Annotated in this window: 23 protein-coding genes and 1 tRNA gene; 17 read left to right on the top strand and 7 right to left on the bottom strand. The window is 67.7% G+C overall.

The window, feature by feature from the left end:
• Positions 1–103 precede the first annotated feature (103 nt).
• Positions 104–748: a TetR/AcrR family transcriptional regulator gene (locus KUV62_RS00915; RefSeq protein ID WP_261395145.1), complete on the bottom strand. Its 645-nt coding sequence runs from the start codon at positions 746–748 to the stop codon at positions 104–106.
• Between the two features lie 120 nt (positions 749–868).
• Between KUV62_RS00915 and KUV62_RS00910 the strand changes: the two genes are divergently transcribed.
• Complete coding sequence (locus KUV62_RS00910; protein WP_222601809.1) at positions 869–2,911, top strand: NADH:flavin oxidoreductase; 2,043 nt, start codon at positions 869–871, stop codon at positions 2,909–2,911.
• Between the two features lie 15 nt (positions 2,912–2,926).
• On the opposite strand, the gene KUV62_RS00905 is transcribed toward KUV62_RS00910, so the two are convergent.
• Both KUV62_RS00905 and KUV62_RS00900 read right to left on the bottom strand, forming a co-directional pair.
• The gene (locus KUV62_RS00905; RefSeq protein ID WP_222601808.1) at positions 2,927–3,823 is read right to left on the bottom strand and encodes a diguanylate cyclase; all 897 of its coding nucleotides are present in this window, start codon (positions 3,821–3,823) and stop codon (positions 2,927–2,929) included.
• Positions 3,824–3,953: 130 nt separating this feature from the next.
• A tRNA-Thr gene (locus KUV62_RS00900) sits at positions 3,954–4,028 on the bottom strand.
• A 100-nt stretch (positions 4,029–4,128) separates the two neighbouring features.
• On the opposite strand from KUV62_RS00900, the gene KUV62_RS00895 reads away from it, so the two are divergent.
• From KUV62_RS00895 to KUV62_RS00885, 3 genes are read left to right on the top strand one after another with little or no spacing between them, the layout of a single operon-like run.
• Positions 4,129–4,287, top strand: coding sequence for a hypothetical protein (locus KUV62_RS00895; protein ID WP_222601807.1), 159 nt, complete (start codon positions 4,129–4,131; stop codon positions 4,285–4,287).
• 3 nt (positions 4,288–4,290) lie between these two features.
• Positions 4,291–5,562, top strand: coding sequence for a UDP-N-acetylglucosamine 1-carboxyvinyltransferase (gene murA / locus KUV62_RS00890; protein WP_222601806.1), 1,272 nt, complete (start codon positions 4,291–4,293; stop codon positions 5,560–5,562).
• Positions 5,559–6,023 carry a DUF2948 family protein gene (locus KUV62_RS00885; protein WP_222601805.1) on the top strand — a complete coding sequence of 155 codons (465 nt, stop codon included), beginning with the start codon at positions 5,559–5,561 and terminating at the stop codon, positions 6,021–6,023. The genes murA and KUV62_RS00885 overlap by 4 nt, the downstream gene beginning before the upstream one ends.
• 16 nt (positions 6,024–6,039) lie before the next feature.
• Here KUV62_RS00885 and KUV62_RS00880 read toward each other — a convergent pair whose 3' ends face one another.
• Positions 6,040–6,438, bottom strand: a complete 399-nt coding sequence (locus tag KUV62_RS00880) for a c-type cytochrome (RefSeq protein WP_222601804.1) — start codon at positions 6,436–6,438, stop codon at positions 6,040–6,042.
• Between the two features lie 152 nt (positions 6,439–6,590).
• Between KUV62_RS00880 and hisD the strand changes: the two genes are divergently transcribed.
• The 11 genes from hisD (at position 6,591) to KUV62_RS00825 (ending at position 14,274) form a co-directional block, all read left to right on the top strand.
• Entirely contained in the window at positions 6,591–7,892 is a 1,302-nt protein-coding gene (gene hisD / locus KUV62_RS00875; protein WP_222601803.1) for a histidinol dehydrogenase, read from the top strand.
• 89 nt (positions 7,893–7,981) lie between these two features.
• On the top strand, positions 7,982–8,461 hold the full coding sequence (locus KUV62_RS00870; protein ID WP_222601802.1) for a UPF0262 family protein: 480 nt from the start codon (positions 7,982–7,984) through the stop codon (positions 8,459–8,461).
• Positions 8,462–8,464: 3 nt separating this feature from the next.
• Positions 8,465–8,911, top strand: coding sequence for a low molecular weight phosphatase family protein (locus KUV62_RS00865; RefSeq protein WP_222601801.1), 447 nt, complete (start codon positions 8,465–8,467; stop codon positions 8,909–8,911).
• Positions 8,908–9,306, top strand: a complete 399-nt coding sequence (locus tag KUV62_RS00860) for a ketosteroid isomerase-related protein (protein WP_261395141.1) — start codon at positions 8,908–8,910, stop codon at positions 9,304–9,306. The genes KUV62_RS00865 and KUV62_RS00860 overlap by 4 nt, the downstream gene beginning before the upstream one ends.
• A complete protein-coding gene (locus KUV62_RS00855) occupies positions 9,306–9,890 on the top strand; it encodes a GNAT family N-acetyltransferase (RefSeq protein WP_222601799.1) in 585 nt (194 codons plus the stop codon). The genes KUV62_RS00860 and KUV62_RS00855 overlap by 1 nt, the downstream gene beginning before the upstream one ends.
• A gap of 94 nt (positions 9,891–9,984) precedes the next feature.
• Positions 9,985–10,869, top strand: a complete 885-nt coding sequence (locus tag KUV62_RS00850) for a carbon-nitrogen hydrolase family protein (RefSeq protein ID WP_222601798.1) — start codon at positions 9,985–9,987, stop codon at positions 10,867–10,869.
• A 96-nt stretch (positions 10,870–10,965) separates the two neighbouring features.
• Positions 10,966–11,184: a translation initiation factor IF-1 gene (infA, locus tag KUV62_RS00845; RefSeq protein ID WP_007792573.1), complete on the top strand. Its 219-nt coding sequence runs from the start codon at positions 10,966–10,968 to the stop codon at positions 11,182–11,184.
• A gap of 66 nt (positions 11,185–11,250) precedes the next feature.
• Complete coding sequence (locus KUV62_RS00840) at positions 11,251–11,829, top strand: Maf family protein (RefSeq protein ID WP_222601797.1); 579 nt, start codon at positions 11,251–11,253, stop codon at positions 11,827–11,829.
• On the top strand, positions 11,826–12,842 hold the full coding sequence (locus tag KUV62_RS00835; protein WP_222601796.1) for a ribonuclease E/G: 1,017 nt from the start codon (positions 11,826–11,828) through the stop codon (positions 12,840–12,842). Before KUV62_RS00840 ends, KUV62_RS00835 begins: the two co-directional genes overlap by 4 nt.
• Positions 12,839–13,027, top strand: a complete 189-nt coding sequence (locus tag KUV62_RS00830) for a DNA gyrase inhibitor YacG (RefSeq protein WP_222601795.1) — start codon at positions 12,839–12,841, stop codon at positions 13,025–13,027. Before KUV62_RS00835 ends, KUV62_RS00830 begins: the two co-directional genes overlap by 4 nt.
• Complete coding sequence (locus KUV62_RS00825) at positions 13,024–14,274, top strand: aminotransferase class V-fold PLP-dependent enzyme (RefSeq protein WP_222601794.1); 1,251 nt, start codon at positions 13,024–13,026, stop codon at positions 14,272–14,274. The genes KUV62_RS00830 and KUV62_RS00825 overlap by 4 nt, the downstream gene beginning before the upstream one ends.
• A gap of 187 nt (positions 14,275–14,461) precedes the next feature.
• Here the strand turns inward: KUV62_RS00825 and KUV62_RS00820 are convergent, their stop codons facing one another.
• Positions 14,462–15,850 carry a trypsin-like peptidase domain-containing protein gene (locus KUV62_RS00820; protein WP_222601793.1) on the bottom strand — a complete coding sequence of 463 codons (1,389 nt, stop codon included), beginning with the start codon at positions 15,848–15,850 and terminating at the stop codon, positions 14,462–14,464.
• A gap of 118 nt (positions 15,851–15,968) precedes the next feature.
• On the opposite strand from KUV62_RS00820, the gene KUV62_RS00815 reads away from it, so the two are divergent.
• Complete coding sequence (locus KUV62_RS00815; RefSeq protein WP_222601792.1) at positions 15,969–16,169, top strand: hypothetical protein; 201 nt, start codon at positions 15,969–15,971, stop codon at positions 16,167–16,169.
• Positions 16,170–16,184: 15 nt separating this feature from the next.
• Positions 16,185–16,640: a host attachment family protein gene (locus KUV62_RS00810; protein WP_222601791.1), complete on the top strand. Its 456-nt coding sequence runs from the start codon at positions 16,185–16,187 to the stop codon at positions 16,638–16,640.
• 88 nt (positions 16,641–16,728) lie between these two features.
• Here KUV62_RS00810 and rplQ read toward each other — a convergent pair whose 3' ends face one another.
• Together rplQ and KUV62_RS00800 are read right to left on the bottom strand one after the other, a co-directional pair.
• Positions 16,729–17,148, bottom strand: coding sequence for a 50S ribosomal protein L17 (rplQ, locus tag KUV62_RS00805; RefSeq protein WP_222601790.1), 420 nt, complete (start codon positions 17,146–17,148; stop codon positions 16,729–16,731).
• A 161-nt stretch (positions 17,149–17,309) separates the two neighbouring features.
• Positions 17,310–18,326 (bottom strand): DNA-directed RNA polymerase subunit alpha, encoded by a 1,017-nt coding sequence (locus KUV62_RS00800; RefSeq protein ID WP_222601789.1) that lies wholly within the window; start codon positions 18,324–18,326, stop codon positions 17,310–17,312.
• Between the last annotated feature and the right edge of the window lie 40 nt (positions 18,327–18,366).

Below are 18,366 nucleotides of genomic sequence, written 5' to 3'. Positions count from 1 at the left end.
CGGAGGCTTCGCCTAGTTTCCGCGCTGTCGCATCGCTTTGACTCCGCGCCGGCCATCGCTCGAATCTATGTCGGGCGTCTTCGGGTTGGCGCGGGTGTTCTGGTCAGGCTTCAGAAACGAGTTCAAAACGCGCCCGGAACCGCGCCAGCTCGCGCGGCGCGGCGCGCTGGCCTGAGAAGATCGCGACGTAGTCCTCGATCCGCGCCAGCCGCACGTCCAGCGTCTCCTGGACCTGCATCGAGACATAGCCCATCTGCGTCAGGTAGACTGTCCGCGCCCGCACATCCGCCTCCGACGCGGCGAGCCCGAAGCGGGCAAACATCTGCCGGATCGCCGTCAGCCGTGCCTCGTCGGCGGCATGCACCCGGGCCGCGACCGCCTCATCCGCATGCGCCCAGCCGCGCACCGCGAAATCGAAGCGCGGCTCGAAGGCGCGCGGGTCGAGGAACACCGCGATCAGCGACAGCACCGCCTCGGGCAGGGTCTCGGAATAGGCCGCGCAGCTGGCCTGGATGGCGCCAGTGTTGCGTGCCTCCCAATGCTCGAGCAGCGCCGCGAGCAGCGCCTTCCGGTCCTTGAAGAACCAGTAGAAGCTGGTGCGCGAAAGGTTCAGCCGCGCGCCCAGAGGCTGGATCTTCACCGCCTCGAGCCCGCCCTCGACAAACGCTTCCTTGGCCGCGTCGAGCCAAAGCTCGCGCGAGCCGCGCCAGCCGGCGGGTTTCTCGCCATCCATCGCTTCATTGCTCATGCCGCAAACCTAGCCGCCGACAACGCGGCTCACAATGAAAAATGGACAGGGGTGAACTCAAACTTGACAGGTGTGAACATTTTGGCGCAGCGTTCGTCCCAGCCAACAGGGAGAGCGCCCATGTCCCCAACCTCCGATCCGCTGCTGCAACCCTTCCAGCTCAAGCATCTCACGCTGAAGAACCGGCTGATGCTGTCCTCGCACGAGCCCGCCTATGCCGAGGACGGCATGCCCAAGGCGCGCTACCGCGCCTACCATGCCGAGCGCGCGCGGGCCGGGATCGGCCTTACCATGACCGCGGGCTCCGCCAGCGTCTCGCGCGACAGCCCGCCGGCCTTCAACAACATCCTTGCCTGGAAGGACGAGGTCGTCGGCTGGATGCGCGAGCTCACCGACGAGTGCCACGATCATGGCTGCGCGGTGATGATCCAGCTCACGCACCTCGGCCGCCGCACCCGCTGGGACAAGGGGGACTGGCTGCCCTCGCTCTCCGCCGGGCACGAGCGCGAGGTGGCGCACCGGGCCTTTCCGAAAAAGGTCGAGGACTGGGACATCGCCCGGCTGATCGCGGATTACGCCGATGCCGCCGAGCGCATGCAGGCGGCGGGGCTCGACGGCATCGAGATCGAATCCTACGGCCACCTGATGGACCAGTTCTGGACCCCGCTGGTCAACGAGCTCGACGCCCCCTGGGGCGGCACGCTGGAGAACCGGATGCGCTTTGCCATGGAGGTGCTGGGGGCGATCCGCAAGCGCGTCGGCGAGGAGTTCATCGTCGGCATCCGCTACTCGGCGGATGAATGCGCCAAGGGAGGGATCACGCAAGATGAGGGCTTCGAGATCACCCGCAGGCTCAAGGCCAGCGGGCTTGTTGATTTCCTCAACGTGATCCGTGGCCGCATCGACACCGACGCGGCGCTGACCGATGTCATCCCGGTGCAGGGCATGCGCAGCGCGCCGCATCTCGACTTCGCCGGCGAGATCCGCGCCGAGACCGCGCTGCCCACCTTCCACGCCGCCAAGATCCAGGATGTCGCCACCGCGCGTCACGCCATCGCCAGCGGCAAGCTCGACATGGTCGGCATGACCCGCGCCCACATGGCCGATCCGCATATCGTCGCCAAGATCCTGCGCGGCGAGGAAGACCGTATCCGGCCCTGCGTCGGCGCCAATTACTGCCTGGACCGCATCTACATGGGCGGCGGCGCGCTTTGCCTGCACAACCCCTCGACCGGGCGCGAACTCGAGATGCCGCACGAGATCGCACCCGCTGCGACGCGCCGAAAGGTGGTGATCGTGGGGGCAGGGCCGGCCGGGCTCGAGGCGGCGCGGGTGGCGGCGCTGCGCGGCCACGAGGTGGTGGTGTTCGAGGCGGCGAGCGATCCCGGCGGGCAGGTGCGTCTCACCGCGCGCACGCCACGACGGGCCGAGATGATGTCGTTGATCGACTGGCGCTTCGCCGAGTGCGAGCGCATGGGGGTGCGCTTCCGGTTCAACAGCTTCGCCGAGGCCGAGACGGTGCTGGAGGAGGCCCCCGACATGGCGATCATCGCCACCGGCGGGCTGCCCCACGCGGAGGGGCTCGAGAGTGGCGATGGGCTGGTGGTGTCGGCCTGGGACATCCTCTCGGGCGATGCGCAGCCGGGCAGCAACGCATTGATCTGGGATGATGCCGGCGATTTCGCCGCGCTGCAGGCGGCAGAGCTGCTCTCGGAGGCGGGCGCGTCGGTCGAGATCGTCACCCGCGACCGCAACATTTCGAGCGAGGTCATGTCGATGTCGCTGACCCCGGCGATGCGGGCGCTGCAGGGGCGCGACGTGCGCTTCACCGTGACACGGCGGCTCGACGCCGTGCGGCGCGAGGGCAATCAGCTTGTCGCCACGCTGGGCAGCGATTTCAGCACCGCGACGGCGGAGCGGCGGGTCGATCAGGTTGTGGTCAATCGCGGCACGCGGCCGCTCGACGATCTCTATTTCGAGCTCCGCCCTGGCTCGCTGAATCTCGGCGAGGTGGATTACGAGGCGCTGATCGCGCTGCGCCCGCAGGAGATCCGCCGCAATCCGGAGGGGGGCTACCAGCTCTTCCGCATCGGTGACGCGGTCTCTGCCCGCAACACCCACGCGGCGATCTACGACGCGCTGCGCCTGCTGCGCACGGTTTGAGCCGGGGCAGGGCGGTCAGACTGCCCGCAACACCCGATCGTGAGCGAAGGCGAAGGGCTCCCCGTCCGCCTTCTCGCAGCGTTCGACGACCCGATTTCGGCCGCCGTTCTTGGCGGCGTAGAGCGCAGCGTCGGCGCGGGCAATGACCGCCTCGCGCCGATCCTCGGCGTCGCAGAGGGCCAGTCCGATTGAGGCCGTCACGGGCTGCTCGGCCACCCGGACGCTGCCGGCGATGGCCAGGCGCAGGCGTTCGCCCGCGTTCCACGCGGCGTCTCGCGTGGCACCGGGGAGCCAGATCACGAATTCCTCGCCGCCGAATCGTGCCACCACATCGTCGCGCCGCAGCTCGCCAGAGATCACCTTCGCGGCCTGGCACAGAACATCGTCGCCGATGGCATGACCATAGGTGTCGTTCACCTTTTTGAAATGATCGAGGTCCAGAAATAGGATGGCCCCGGGCGCCTGCCGGGGCACGCGCGCATCGAATCCTCGCCGGTTGGGCAGCCCGGTCAGCGGGTCTGTCTGCGCCGCGGTCTGCGCCTGTTGCTGGCGTCTCAGCATGCTGTCGGCCATCAGGTTGGTGAGTCGCATGAGCGCGCCGACCTCGTCGCGATGGCGATCGGGCAGGGGCGGGATCGAATCGCCGCGTTCGAGCGATTCGATGGCGCCGTTCATTCGGCGCACCGGCGCGAGCAGGGCCCAGAGGCCGGCAAGTGTCCCGCCGCAGCCTGTCAGGGTCGCGGCGAGCAGCAGGGCAAGCACGTCGAGATGGGCCGCGATGCCGCCGGTCTGGATCAGTGCATAGAGCACCACGGCGATCAGCGGGACGTGCGTGCCGAGGAAGGCGACGGCGAAAACCTTGACTGGAAAACTCCTAGGGAAGGCCCGATCGAGCCAGACATAAAATGACATTCCATCCACTCGCGTCCAAACCACTGGATGCGCAGGATCGGGCAGTTTCGTTTATGCTCTGTTAAGAAACACGCGCAAACGGTGCAGCACGGGCGCTGGTTTCCAACTCTTTGATATTGTTTGGGAAGAGTGGTGCTGCTGGAGAGAATTGAACTCTCGACCTCTCCCTTACCAAGGGAGTGCTCTACCTCTGAGCTACAGCAGCGCCGGTGCGCCTTGGTGGCGTGGCGGCGTCTCTAAAGGCAATTTCAGACGGGCGCAAGCGCAATCTGGACGCTTTTTTGCCCCTGCTTTAAAGAAGTGTCATGGAGCGCAAGACAGGCAGCACTAAAACCAAGGCAGAAGAGCGTGATGCGCGGCTGAAAGCGGCGCTGAAGGCGAATCTCGCCCGGCGAAAACAGCAGGCCAAGGCCCGCAGCGCGGAGAGCACCGCGCGCGACCAGAGCAGTGAAAAGGACACGTAGGACATGGATTCGATCATCGTCACAGGGAACGGGCCGCTGTCCGGCCAGATCCCCATCGCGGGCGCGAAGAATGCCTGTCTCACGCTGATGCCGGCGACGCTGCTCTCGGACGAGCCGCTGACGCTGACCAACGCGCCGCGCCTCTCCGACATCCGCACCATGACGACGCTGCTGCAGTCGCTGGGCGCCGAGGTGCAGGCGCTCAACGAGGGCCAGGTGCTGGCGCTGTCGAGCCACGCGCTGACCTCGACCCGCGCCGAGTATGACATCGTGCGCAAGATGCGTGCCTCGATTCTGGTGCTGGGCCCGCTGCTCGCGAAGCACGGCCATGCCGAGGTCTCGTTGCCCGGCGGTTGCGCCATCGGCGCCCGCCCGGTCGACCTGCACCTGCGCGCGCTCGAGGCGATGGGCGCGGAGCTCGACCTGCGCGAGGGCTATGTCCATGCCAAGGCGCCGGCGGGCGGCCTGAAGGGCGGGATCGTCGATTTTCCGCTGGTCTCGGTCGGGGCGACCGAGAATGCGCTGATGGCGGCGACGCTGGCCAAGGGCACCACGCTGATCAAGAACGCCGCGCGCGAGCCGGAGATCGTCGATCTCGCGCGCTGCCTGCAGAAGATGGGCGCGCAGATCTCGGGCGAGGGCACCAGCACCATCGAGGTGCAGGGCGTCGAGACCCTTGGCGGCGCCACCCACCGCGTGGTCACCGACCGCATCGAGCTTGGCACCTACATGCTGGCGCCTGCCATTGCCGGCGGCGAGGTCGAGTGCCTCGGCGGCACCATCGAGCTGGTCCAGAGCTTCTGCGAGACGCTCGATGCCGCGGGGATCTCGGTCGAGGAAACCCCCACCGGGCTCAAGGTCAGCCGCAAGAATGGCCGGGTGCGCGCGGTCGACGTCACCACCGAGCCGTTCCCCGGTTTCCCGACCGACCTGCAGGCGCAGATGATGGCGCTGCTCTGCACCGCCGAGGGCACCTCGGTGCTCGAGGAGAAGATCTTCGAGAATCGCTTCATGCACGCGCCCGAGCTGATGCGCATGGGCGCGCAGATCGATGTCCATGGCGGCACCGCGAAGGTCACCGGGGTCGACAAGCTCAAGGGCGCGCCGGTGATGGCCACCGATCTGCGCGCCAGCGTCTCGCTGATCCTCGCGGGGCTTGCCGCCGAGGGCGAAACCGTGGTCAACCGGGTCTACCATCTCGACCGCGGCTATGAACACGTGGTGCGCAAGCTCTCGGGCGTGGGCGCCAAGATTGAACGGGTGAGAAACGAGTGACAGACGCACGCTTTGAAGACGCCGCCGGTGCGCCGCTGAACCTCGGCGCCATGGACCCCGAGGACCTGCAGGTGCTCTCGGCGCTGCTGCAGGACGCGGTGCTGACCGTGGGCGATGTCGCCTGGCAGAAACGGCACCAGCGGCTGACCCTGCTGGTCAACCGCCTGCGCCGCGAGGATGGCGTGCACGTCTCACCGCCCGAGCGGGTGCGTGCGCTGCTCGCGGTCGAAAACGTCATCGGCGTCTCGAGCCAGGGCGTCTCGCGCGACGATCCGGAGATGGTGCTGTCGATCCTGGCGGTGAGCTTCGAGCCGACCGAGGAGGGCGCGGGCCACGTGGTCTTCACCCTCGCCGGCGACGGTGCGCTGCGCGCGCAGGTCGAAGCGCTCGAGCTTCGCCTGCGCGACGTCACCCGCCCCTACCAGGCCGTCTCCGGCAAGACGCCGGATCACGAACTGTAAGACGGCTCCGGGCCGATCACTCGGCCTGGATCGACTCGAGGTAATAGGCCAGCGACAGGATGCGTCCGCGCACCACGATCTCGCTGGCATAGGCGCCGATGTCGCCCTCGATCTCGCTCTTGAAGCGCTTGCCCCAGACCGGCATCGGGTAGCCGTGGCCACGGATGCCGGTGCGCCCGTCGACCACCTGGATCATGTCGAGCAGCGGGAACACGCCGTCATTCTGCGCCGAGACCTGCGTCAGGTCGGGCACCGGTACGGTCATCAGCTCGGCCAATGGCCCGTCGCCCATGCCGCTCTCGCCGTGACAGGCGGCGCAGTGGTTCATGTATTCGATCTCGCCGGCCTCGTCCGCAGACGCCGTGAACGGCAGTGCAAGCGCCAGCACGCCGGCGATTGTTGCAAGGGTCTTCATGGGTTTCCTCCTCCCCAAAGTGACACACTCCCCGTCTTTCGAATGTTAGCGCGCGCGTCCTTGCAGGGCCTTGACCGGGATCAAGGCGGCAGGCGCTTGAGGCGGGGGCGGGCAGCGGGTAAGAGGCGCAGGACAGCGAAAAGGACCGCGCCATGCCCGTTTTCCTCGACACCACAGACCCGGATTTCGAGATCGAGTTCTCCCGCCTGCTGACGGCCAAGCGCGAGGACAGCCCCGATGTCGACGACACGGTCGCGGCGATCATCGCCGAGGTGCGGGCGCGCGGCGATGCCGCGCTGATCGACTACACCGCGAAATTCGACCGGCTCGAGCTGACGCCCGAGCGGCTGGCTTTCACCCCGGAGGAGATCGAGGCGGAATGCGCCCGCGTTCCCGACGATGAACGCGCCGCTCTGGAAAAGGCAGCCGAACGGATCCGCGCCTACCACGTGCGCCAGATGCCGGAAGACGCGCTCTGGACCGATCCCGACGGCGCCACCCTCGGCTGGCGCTGGACACCGGTGGCCGCCGCCGGGCTCTACGTGCCGGGCGGGCTTGCCAGCTATCCGTCCTCGGTTCTTATGAACGCCATCCCGGCCAAGGTCGCGGGCGTCGAGCGGCTCTGCATCACCGTGCCGACGCCCGACGGCGTGGTGAACCCGCTGGTGCTGCTGGCCGCGCGCATCGCAGGCGTCGACGAGATCTACCGCCTCGGCGGCGCGCAGGCGATCGCGGCTCTGGCCTACGGCACCGAGACCGTGGCGCCGGTCGACAAGATCACCGGCCCGGGCAACGCGTTCGTCGCCGCCGCCAAGCGCCGGGTCTTCGGCAAGGTCGGCATCGACATGATCGCCGGCCCCTCCGAGATCCTCGTCATCGCCGATGCCGAGAACGATGCCGAGTTCATCGCTCTCGACCTGATGAGCCAGGCCGAGCACGACGAGAGCGCCCAGTCGATCCTCGTCACCACCGACGCCGCCTTCGGGCAGGCGGTCGCCGCCGAGGTCGAGCGCCAGATCGAGGTGCTCGAGCGCGGCGCCATCGCCGGTGCCAGCTGGCGCGATTTCGGAGCCATCATCGTGGCGCGCGATCTCGACGAGGCGGTGGCGCTCTCCGACCGGGTGGCGCCCGAGCACCTCGAACTCTGCGTCGCCGACCCGCTGGCGCTGTCGGAAAAGATCCGCCACGCCGGCGCGATCTTCCTCGGCCAGTGGACGCCCGAGGCCATCGGCGACTATGTCGGCGGCCCGAACCACGTCCTGCCCACGGCGCGCTCGGCGCGGTTCTCCTCAGGGCTCTCGGCGCTGGATTTTCTCAAGCGCACCACGCTGGCGCAGATGTCGCCGCAGGCGCTGCGCGCCATCGGCCCCGCCGCCGAGATTCTGGCCAACTCGGAGAGCCTTCAGGCCCACGGGCTCAGCGTGACCGCGCGGCTGCGCAAGATGAACGACTGAGCGCGGCCGGCGCGCTGCGGCGCTTCTGGCGCATTGCAGTGGGATCGCGGCCGCGCTAAGCCTTTCGGGCCCGGTGAAGGACAGTGCTCATGAGCCACATCTCGCAGATCGATCTTGACGACGCCAACCTGCCGCCGCCGACGCCGGAGATCGAGCAGGAGCGCCGCGTCGCCATGTTCGACCTCATGGAGGAGAACTCCTTCACGCTGCCCGCGCGCGACGGCCGCGAGGTGCCCGCCGGGCCCTACAAGCTGGGCCTCGCGATCCGCGAGAAGCGGCTGGTCTTCGACATCGCCACCGAGGCCGACGAGAAGGCGGCGGAGTTCCACCTCTCGCTGTCGCCGTTCCGGCAGGTGGTGAAAGACTATTTCCAGATCTGCAAAAGCTATTTCGACGCCGTGAAGACGGCGGCTCCGAGCCAGATCGAGACCATCGACATGGCCCGCCGCGGCATTCACAACGAGGGCGCGCGCATCCTGCAGGAGCGGCTCGAGGGCAAGGCCGAGGTCGATGACGACACCGCGCGCCGGCTCTTCACCCTCATCTGCGTGCTGCATTTCGGAGGCTGAGGCTTGGCCGGACTGCCGCAATCGGTGCTGTTCTGCTGCGATCACAACGCAGTGCGCTCGCCCATGGCCGAAGGGATCATGAAGAAGCTCTACGGCTTCGACACCTACGTGCAATCGGTGGGCGTGGTGAACGATCTCGACATCGATGGCTTCGCCATCGCGGTCTGCCGCGAGATCGGCGTCGAGCTCGACAAGCACCGCTCGCGCAGCTTCGAGGAGCTTGAGGAGATAGGCGAGGCGCTGTCGGGCTTCGACCTGATCGTCGCCATGTCGCCGGCCTCGCAGCGCGCCGCGCTCGATCTCACGCGATATTACCACCTGACCGTCGAATACTGGCCGGTCATGGATCCGACCGGGCTGGGCGAGACCCGCGAGATGAAGCTCAACGCCTATCGCCAGACCCGAGACCAGATCACCGACAAGCTGAAGAGCAGATGGGGAGCCACATGAGCGCAACCGACACCATCCGGCGCTATTTCGACGCCTTCAACGCCAAGGACACCGAGGCCATGCTGGCCTGCCTCGACGCCGATGTGGCGCATCACGTCAACGAGGGGCAGGTGCGCACCGGCAAGACCAAGTTCGCCGAGTTCTGTGCCCACATGTCCCACTGCTACGACGAAACCCTGACCGACATGGTGGTGTTCGAGGCCGAGGGCGGCACCCGCGCCGCCGCCGAATACATCGTCAACGGCACCTATCTCGTGACCGATTCCGGCCTGCCCGAGGCCAACGGCCAGAATTACCGCCTGCCGGCGGGCTCGTTCTTCACCCTGAAGGACGACAAGATCACCCGCGTGGTGACCTATTACAACCTCGCGGACTGGATCCGGCAGGTCGGCTGATGCGGGTCGAGGTGCTGACCGGCGCGGCGCTCGACGCCGCGCTCGACGATGTGGCGCGGCTGCGCATCGCGGTGTTCCGCGACTGGCCCTATCTCTATGACGGCGATCTCGCCTACGAACGCGCCTACCTGCAGACCTACCGCGACAGCCCCGGCGCGGTCCTCGTCGGCGCCTTCGACGGCGACAGGCTCGTCGGCGCCGCCACCGGCACGCCGATGGAAGACCATTCCGACGACTTCGCGAGCGCCTTCGCCGAAACCGGCCTCGACCTCTCCAGGATCTTCTACTGCGCCGAATCCGTGCTGCTGCCCGGCTATCGCGGCCGCGGCGTCGGTCACCGCTTCTTCGACCTGCGCGAGGCCCATGCCCGCGCACTGGGCCGCACCTGCTCCGCCTTCTGCGCCGTTCAGCGCCCCGCCGATCACCCGCTCCGCCCGGCGGATTACGCTCCGCTCGACCCGTTCTGGCGCAAGCGCGGCTACGAGCCGCTCGACGGCGCTCCTGCACATTTCCGATGGAAAGACATCGATCAGCCCACGGAAACCGACCATTCCTTGCAGTTCTGGATTAAATCCCTCACCTGACCGCCAACTGGCCGCCCCCGGGCTTCTTCTGGCCGAAAATATCCCGGGGTCCGGGGCAGCGCCCCGGTCCGCCCCCACTAAAAGGACCGCCGCCATGAAACTCGCCACCGCCGCCTACAAGATGGATTTCCTCGACAGCTGGGAGACCTACGCCGCGAAGCTCACCGCCTGGGTCGAAGACGCGGCCGGGCAGGGGGCCGACCTGCTGGTGTTTCCGGAATACGGCGCGATGGAGCTGGCGACGCTTGCAGGCAAAGAGGCCGCCGCCGATCTCGAGGCCTCGCTGCACGCGGTCTCCGAGCGCATCCCGCAGGTCGACGCGCTGCATGCCGAGCTCGCGAGACGCCACGGCGTCCACATCCTCGCCGCCTCCGCCCCGGTGTTTGACCCCGCGATCGGCCCCCGCCCGGTCAACCGCGCGCGCTTCTTCGCCCCCTCCGGCGCCATGGGGCACCAGGACAAGCAGATCATGACCCGCTTCGAGCGCGAGGACTGGGGCGTCGTGGGCGGCGGGCCGCTGCATCTCTTCGACACAAGCCTCGGCAAGATCGGCATCCTGATCTGCTACGACAGCGAATACCCGCTGCTGGCCCGCGCAATGATGGAGGCCGACCTGATTCTCGTCCCCTCCTGCACCGAGGCCGCGCATGGCTACAACCGGGTGCGCATCGGCGCCATGGCGCGCGCGCTCGAGCAGCAATGCGTGACGGTGATGTCCTCCACCGTGGGCGATTGCGACTGGTCCGAGGCGGTCGACACCAATTGCGGCATGGGCGGCATCTTCGGCCCGCCCGACACCGGCTTTCCCGCCGATGGCGTGCTGGCGCAGGGGCAGATGAACCAGCCCGGATGGACCTATGCCACGCTCGAACTTGACGCCGTCAGCCGGGTCCGCAAGGATGGTGTCGTGCTCAACCGCGCCCACTGGGCAGAGCAGGCCGGGCGTGACAGCCCCGCCGTCTTGCGGAGCCTTTCCTGATTTCCGGGCCAATGCGCCCTTGAATTACGCGCGAATTGAGCGCATATCCTTGTGCGTTCCGCGAACTAGGGCGGGATTGCAATCACAGGAGTGACCATGGCCAAGGAAGACATTCTCGAATTCCCCGGCGTCGTGAAGGAACTCCTGCCCAACGCGACATTCCGGGTCGAGCTCGAGAACGGCCATGAGATCATCGCGCACACGGCAGGCAAGATGCGTAAGAACCGCATCCGTGTTCTGGCTGGCGACCGCGTCCAGGTGGAAATGACCCCGTACGATCTGACCAAAGGTCGGATCAACTACCGCTTCAAGTAAGCCTCGCATGGGCCTGAAGATACTGGCGAACCCCGCAATGCGGGCAGCGCCCGCTCGGGCCCGCGCATGAAGCTCGTTCTGGGCTCCGGATCTCCGCGCCGGCGTGAGCTGCTGGCGCATCTTGGCATCGTGCCTGCGGACATCCGCCCCCCCGACATCGACGAAGATCCCCGTCGCGGCGAGCTGCCGCGGCCCTATTGCGTGCGCCTTGCCCGCGAGAAGGCCGAGGCGATCCCCGCCGGGGATGACGAGATCGTGCTCTCCGCCGACACCACTGTCGCGCTGGGGCGGCGAATCCTCGGCAAGCCGGAAGATGAGAAGGAGGCCGCTTCCTTCCTCACCGCGCTGTCTGGCCGCCGCCACCGGGTGATCACCGCCGTCGCGGTGCGCCGCGGCGACAGGGTCTGGGAGCGCGACGTGGTCACGCAGGTGAAGATGAAGAGCCTCTCCAACGAGGAGCTCAACGCCTATCTGCAAAGCGGCGACTGGCGCGGCAAGGCCGGGGGCTACGGCATACAAGGTATGGCCGGTGCCTTCATCCCGTGGATCGGCGGCTCCTTTACCGCCGTGGTGGGCCTGCCGCTCGCAGAGACCGCGAATCTGCTTCAAGCCGCCGGGTTCCCGCTCTACAAGTCGGCCCCATGAAGGGACGAACCATCGCATTGGACGAGCTCGACGGGACGGAGGCCGCTGCGCTGATCGTCGACGGACAGCTCCAAGATCTGCTCATCGACAGCGACCATCCGCGTCCGGGCACGATCTATCGCGCCGTGGCCCTGCGCCCGGTCAAGGGGCAGGGCGGCATGTTCCTGCGCACCCCCGACGGCAACGCCTTCCTGCGGCAGGTCAAGGGGCTCGCCCCCGGCGACGCGCTGCTGGTGCAGGTCACCGGCTTCGCCGAGCCCGGCAAGGCCATCCCGGTGACCACGCGGCTGCTGTTCAAGTCGCGCTACGCCATCGTCACCCCGGGCGCGCCGGGCATCAACGTCTCGCGCCAGATCAAGGATGACGACCTGCGCGACGAGCTTCTGGGCATCGCCCACGAGGTGATGGAGGGCGATCACGGGCTGATCCTGCGCTCCTCCTGCGCTTCGGGCGATGCCGACGACATCGCCGAGGACATCGCCGCCATGGTGCAGCTCGCGGCGCAGGTCATGGCCGACGCCACCGGCGAGGCCGAGACGCTGGTCGAGGGCGATGGCCCGCACGCGCTGGCCTGGCGCGAGTGGGAAAGCGAAGACGTCGATGCCGAGCCCGGCAGCTTCGAGCGTCACGGCGTGCTCGACGCGCTCGAGGAACTGCGCTCGCCGCTGGTGGCGCTCCCGGGCGGCGGCTCGATGTGCATCGAACCCACCCGCGCGCTGGTCGCCATCGACATCAACACCGGCAACGACACCTCGCCCGCCGCCGGCCTCAAGGCCAACATGGCGGCTCTACGCGAGCTGCCGCGCCAGCTGCGGCTGCGCGGGCTGGGCGGGCAGATCCTCGTCGATGCCGCCCCCGCCCCCAAGAAGGACCGCCGCCAGATGGAGCAGGTGCTCCGCGCCGCCCTCAAGCAGGACGCCACCGAGACCATCCTCGCCGGCTGGACCCAGCTCGGCCTGATGGAGCTGCAGCGCAAGCGCGAGCGCATGCCGCTGCGCGAGGTGCTGAAATGAGCTGTCCGATCTGCGGCAAGCCGACCGAGACGAAATACCGTCCGTTCTGCTCCAAGCGCTGCGCCGATATCGACCTCGCGAAATGGGTCTCGGGCAGCTACGCCATCCCGTCCACCGATCCCGAGGATATCGAGGAGGCCATCGAGGCCGCCGAGAAGGCCCGGCAAGAGGAAACCAAGCATTGACGACGATCACCCCCGAGCTGCTCACCGAGATCCGGTCGAAATTCGCCCATGTGGAGGAATGCCCCTTCACCGGCCCTCGGGTGTTCTTCGAGAATGCCGGCGGCGCGCTGACGCTGAATTCCGTGGTCGAGACCACCGCCCGCTTCGCCGCGATCCCCGACAACCAGGGCCGCGACAACCCGGCCTCCGCCGCGCTCGGCGAGATCATCGCCAAGGCGCGCGAGGATGCGGCGAGTTTCTTCAACGCGCCGGGCGGCAAGGTGTTCGTGGGCGAGAGCGGCACCGAGCTGCTGTTCCGCCTGATCGCCGATGCCTGCCTCGGCACGCCCGAGGGCATCGTGCTGGGCTCGACCGTCGAACATCCGGCCTCGCGCAGCGCCTGCGCCCGCTGGGCCGAGGTCGCCGGCAAGCGTCACGTGCTGATCGCCCATGACGACGCCACCGGCGTGGTCACGGCCGAGGCCTATGCGGCGGAGGTCACCGAAGACACCCGCGTGGCGACGATCCTACACACCTCTCCGGTGACCGGCATGGGCATGGATGTGGCCGCGATCGCCAAGGCGATCCGCGCCAAGGCGCCCGAGGCACTGATCATCGTCGACGGCATCCAGCATGCCTGTCACGGCGGCATCGACATTGCGTCCTACGATGTCGATGGCTACGTGATCTCGCCCTACAAGGTGTTCTCGCGCCACGGCTACGGCATCGCCTGGGCCTCGGACCGGCTGAGCGCGCTGCAGCACGACGCGCTTGTGGGCGGCCCCGAGGGCAACTGGGAGCTCGGCACGCGCGACACCGGCGCCTATGCCACCTTCTCGGACGTGGTCGATTATTTCGAATGGCTCGGCAGCCGCGTCTCCGACGCCACCGACCCGCGCGCGCGCATCGAGGCGGCGGGCCGCGTGATCCATGATCACGAGGCGGCGCTGACCAACGCCATGCTGCACGGCACCGGCAATCTGCCGGGGCTCGCGGAGATGGAGGGCGTGGTCATCGTCGGCGGTACCGACAATCCGGCGCGCGAGGGTCTGGTGAGCTTCTACGTCGCCGGCCGTCCGTCGCCTGAGCTGGTCTCGGCGCTGTCGGAGCTCGGCATCCGCACCCACACCCGCAAGGCCGACCACTACTCGGGCAACATCCTCACGCCGCTCGGCCAGCCCGACTGCGTGCGGGTGTCGCTGGCGCATTACAACTCCGAGGCCGAGGTCGCGGCCTTTTTGTCGGCGGTGAAGCGAATCCTCGGCTGAGCGCTGGCTCCACGGTCGGATGGGGGCGCTGCCCCCGCCCGCGTGCCGCGGACTCCCCCGAGGTATTTGAAAACCAGAGAAGGGCAGGAGCACCGCGCCCCTGTCTTCTCTTCGTCAAAAATACTCCCGCCGGAGGCATCTGCCTTTGACGTTCGCGCCGCCGCCTGGCGAGGGCGATGCGCCGGGCTCAGGTTCGGAAGCGCAGGATGACCCGGCGGTTGCCGCGCAGCGCCTCGATCTCGACACGCGGGGCGGCGCGGCGCAGGAGGCGGTCGACCCCGCCCGGATCGCTGACGGCGCGGCCGTCGATCTTCCGCAGGATATCGCCCTGACGCAGGCCGATGCGCGCAGCATAGGGCCCGGGATCGGTGACCGCGACGCCGTCGGCCGCCATTGGCAGGCCGAGCTCGGTGGCGACGGCGGGGTTCACGCGCGCGAGCGACAGGCCTGGCAGAACGGCGCGCTCATTGAGCGTGACAGCGTCGCGGGGCGGATCCTCGGGGGCGGCGATCATCTCGACATCGGCCTCGCGCTCCTCCCCGTCCTGCAGGTAGCGAATGCGGGCCACGTGGCCGAGCCCGGCCACCGACATACGGTAGATCATCTCGGGCGGCGTGTTGACCGGCTGGCCGTCCACCGCCAGCACCACGTCGCCGACCCCGAGCCCGGCGGTGGCGAAGGGGCTCGCCGGGTGGATGGCCGAGATCAGCACGCCGCCGGGCAGGCCGAGCCCGAGGCTCTCCGACAGGTCCGCATCCACAGGCTGGCCCGACATCCCGGCCCAGGGCCGGGCGAAGTCCTCGTTGCCGGCGCGGGCCTGCTCGACGAACTGCGCCACCAGCGCCGAGGGGATGGCGAAGCCGATGCCGTTGGAGCCGCCCGAGCGGGTCAGGATCGAGGTGTTGACCCCGATCAGGTCGCCGTTCACGTCGATCAACGCGCCGCCGGAATTGCCCGGGTTGATCGGCGCGTCGGTCTGGATGAAGTAGCCGCGTGCATTGCCGGTGGCGGTGCCGGAGCGCGCCAGCCCCGACACGATCCCCGAGGTCACCGTCTGGCCGACGCCGAACGGGTTGCCGATCGCCAGCACCAGCTCGCCGACCTCGACGGTGTCGCTGTCGCGCAAGGCCAGGTGCGGCATGTCGGAGGCGCCGTCGAGCTTGAGGATGGCGAGGTCGGATTCCTCGTCTCCGAGCAACACGGTGGCGGCGTATTCTTCGCCGGTATTCAGCACCACGCGGATGTCGGTCGCCTGTCCGACCACGTGGTAGTTGGACACCACGATGCCGTCCTCCGACAGGATCACCCCGGAGCCCAGCGAGTTCTGCACCCGAGGCCGGCCGCCGAAGTCTCGGAAGAGGTTGCCGAAGAGCGGGTCGCCGGCAAAGGGGCTTCGGGTCTCGACGGTGCGGCGGGCGTAGATGTTGACGACAGCCGGCGTCGCCTGCTTCACCAGCGGCACGAAGCTGAGCGAGATCTCGGCCTGGCTCTGCGGCACGCGGCTCTCGGCGAGGGCGGGCAGGGGGACGAGGACAAGGATGGAAAGGGTGAGCGCGACAACGGCGTTGCGAAGCATGGTGCGATCCTCCTGTGCCCCAGCGATATGCCCGTGCGAGGGGGCGGAATCAAGACGGGCGAAGGAACGTGGACGTGAGGCTCGGCGTTGAGGGTGCACAGACTGAAAGGAGGCTCCCATGCCAGAGCGTCAGAGATCCGAGGACGGCCGCCGCGAGACGGAGGCCTATACCGACAGCACCGATACCCCCGACCAGCAGGGCCGCGCCGGCGGCGCGACCGAGCGGCAGGTGGGGACGCGCGATCTTCTCAAGCGGGCCGAACAGGACCGCCCGGGCGTCACGCGGGTGCGCAAATCCGAAGAGAAGCAGGACGGCTGAGGAGAGGAGACCGAGATGACCGAGTTGAAGCAAGGCACATGGGTTGTTGTCACCGACAGCGAGAAGGCGCTGTTCCTGCGCAACCTGACCGACCACGAGAACCCTAATCTCGAGATGTTCGACGAGGAGGAGCAGGAGAACCCCTCCGACCGCGAGCAGGGGGCCAACCGCCCCGGGCGCATGCACGATACCGGGGTAGGGCAGCGCTCGTCGCTGGATGACACCGACTGGCATGAGCTGCAGAAGGAGCGCTTCGCGGCGGACCTCGCCGACCAGCTCTATGCCGAGGCTCACAAGGGCGCCTTCGAACACCTGGTCTTGGTGGCCTCGCCGCAGGTTCTGGGTGATCTGCGCCGGGAGATGCACAAGGAGGTGGCCGACAAGGTGGTCGCCGAGGTGCCCAAGACTCTGACCAACCACCCGATCGACAAGATCGAGACGCTGGTCAAGAAAGAGCTCGACGCCGCCTGAGCGCCTCCCGTCGGGCTCTAGAACCGGGCAAGAAAAAAGGCGCCGCAGAACCCTGCGGCGCCTTTCGTTTGGTCGCGGGTCGAGAGGATTACTCCTCTGCGGCCTCGAGCTCTGCGAGGCGGGCCTTGTCGGCTGCGCCCTTGGCGTCGACGTCGCGGTCGACCAGCTCGATGATCGCCATCGGCGCCATGTCACCGTAACGGAAGCCGGCCTTCAGCACGCGGCAGTAGCCGCCCGAACGCTCTGCGTAGCGCGGGCCAAGCACTTCGAACAGCTTCGCGACGTGGATGTCCTGCTTGAGCTGGGCGGCGGCCTGACGGCGGGCGTGCACGTCGCCGCGCTTGCCGAGGGTGATCAGCTTGTCGATGACGCGCTTGAGTTCCTTGGCCTTGGGCAGGGTGGTCTTGATCTGCTCGTGCTCGATCAGCGAGCCGGCCATGTTTGCCCACAGTGCTTTGCGGTGCTCGTGGGTGCGATTGAGGCGGCGGTAGCCTTTTGCGTGACGCATGTCTCTTTACTCCGGTTTGCCCTCTACGGGCGGTTTTGCTTTGTCAGGCGGCCCATGCGTTGCGGACCGCTCACCTTGGGGCAGGATGCCCGGGGTTCCCCCGAGAGGGAGAAGGAAACGGGGCGCCCTCTCACCGCGCCCCGCTCCTTGTCTCTAAGCTCTTAGAACTGGTCTTCGAGCTTCTTGGCGAGATCTTCGATGTTGTCCGGCGGCCAGTCCTCGACATCCATGCCGAGGTGCAGACCCATGGAGGACAGCACTTCCTTGATCTCGTTCAGCGACTTGCGGCCGAAGTTCGGGGTGCGAAGCATCTCGGCTTCGGTCTTCTGGATCAGGTCGCCGATATAGACGATGTTGTCGTTCTTCAGGCAGTTCGCCGAACGCACCGACAGTTCGAGCTCGTCGACCTTCTTGAGAAGGAGCGGGTTGAACTCGAGGCCATCGTCCTCGTCCTGGCGACCAGCCGCTTCGGGCTCGTCGAAGTTGACGAAGATCGACAGCTGGTCCTGCAGGATGCGCGCTGCGAAGGCGATCGCGTCCTCGGGGGTGACCGAGCCATCGGTCTCGACCTTCATGGTCAGCTTGTCGTAATCGAGAACCTGGCCCTCACGGGTCGGCTGCACCTCGTAGGCGACCTTCTTGACCGGCGAGTAGATCGCGTCGATCGGGATCAGGCCGATGGGCGCGTCTTCCGGCTTGTTCTTGTCGGCAGAGACATAGCCCTTGCCGGTGTTGACGGTCAGCTCGACATAGAGATCGGCGCCATCGTCGAGGTGGCAGATCACGTGATCCTTGTTGAGCACCTCGATGCCGGCGGTCTCGGCGATGTCACCCGCGGTGACGGCGCCCGGGCCGGTGGCGTTGATCGACAGGCGCTTCGGCCCTTCGACTTCCATGCGCAGCGAGACGCCCTTCAGGTTCAGGACGATGTCGGTCACGTCTTCGCGGACACCCGCGACGGAGGAGAATTCGTGCAGCACGTTGTCGATCTGCACGCTGGTGATGGCCGCACCCTGAAGGCTCGACAGCAGCACCCGGCGCAGCGCGTTGCCGAGGGTCAGACCGAAGCCGCGCTCGAGCGGCTCGGCGACGACGGTGGCCACGCGGCTCGGGTCGGCGCCGGGGCGAACCTCCAGCTGGGTCGGCTTGATCAGTTCAGCCCAGTTCTTGTGGATCATGCGTCCCTCCATTCCTGTCCGTGCCCCATGTCCAAAGGCT

Origin of the sequence: Salipiger bermudensis, assembly GCF_019801965.1 — a bacterium.
GTDB classification, from domain to species: Bacteria; Pseudomonadota; Alphaproteobacteria; order Rhodobacterales; family Rhodobacteraceae; genus Salipiger; species Salipiger bermudensis_A.
Note: the sequence above shows the minus strand (reverse complement) of the source record. Positions and strands in the feature narration are given on the sequence as shown.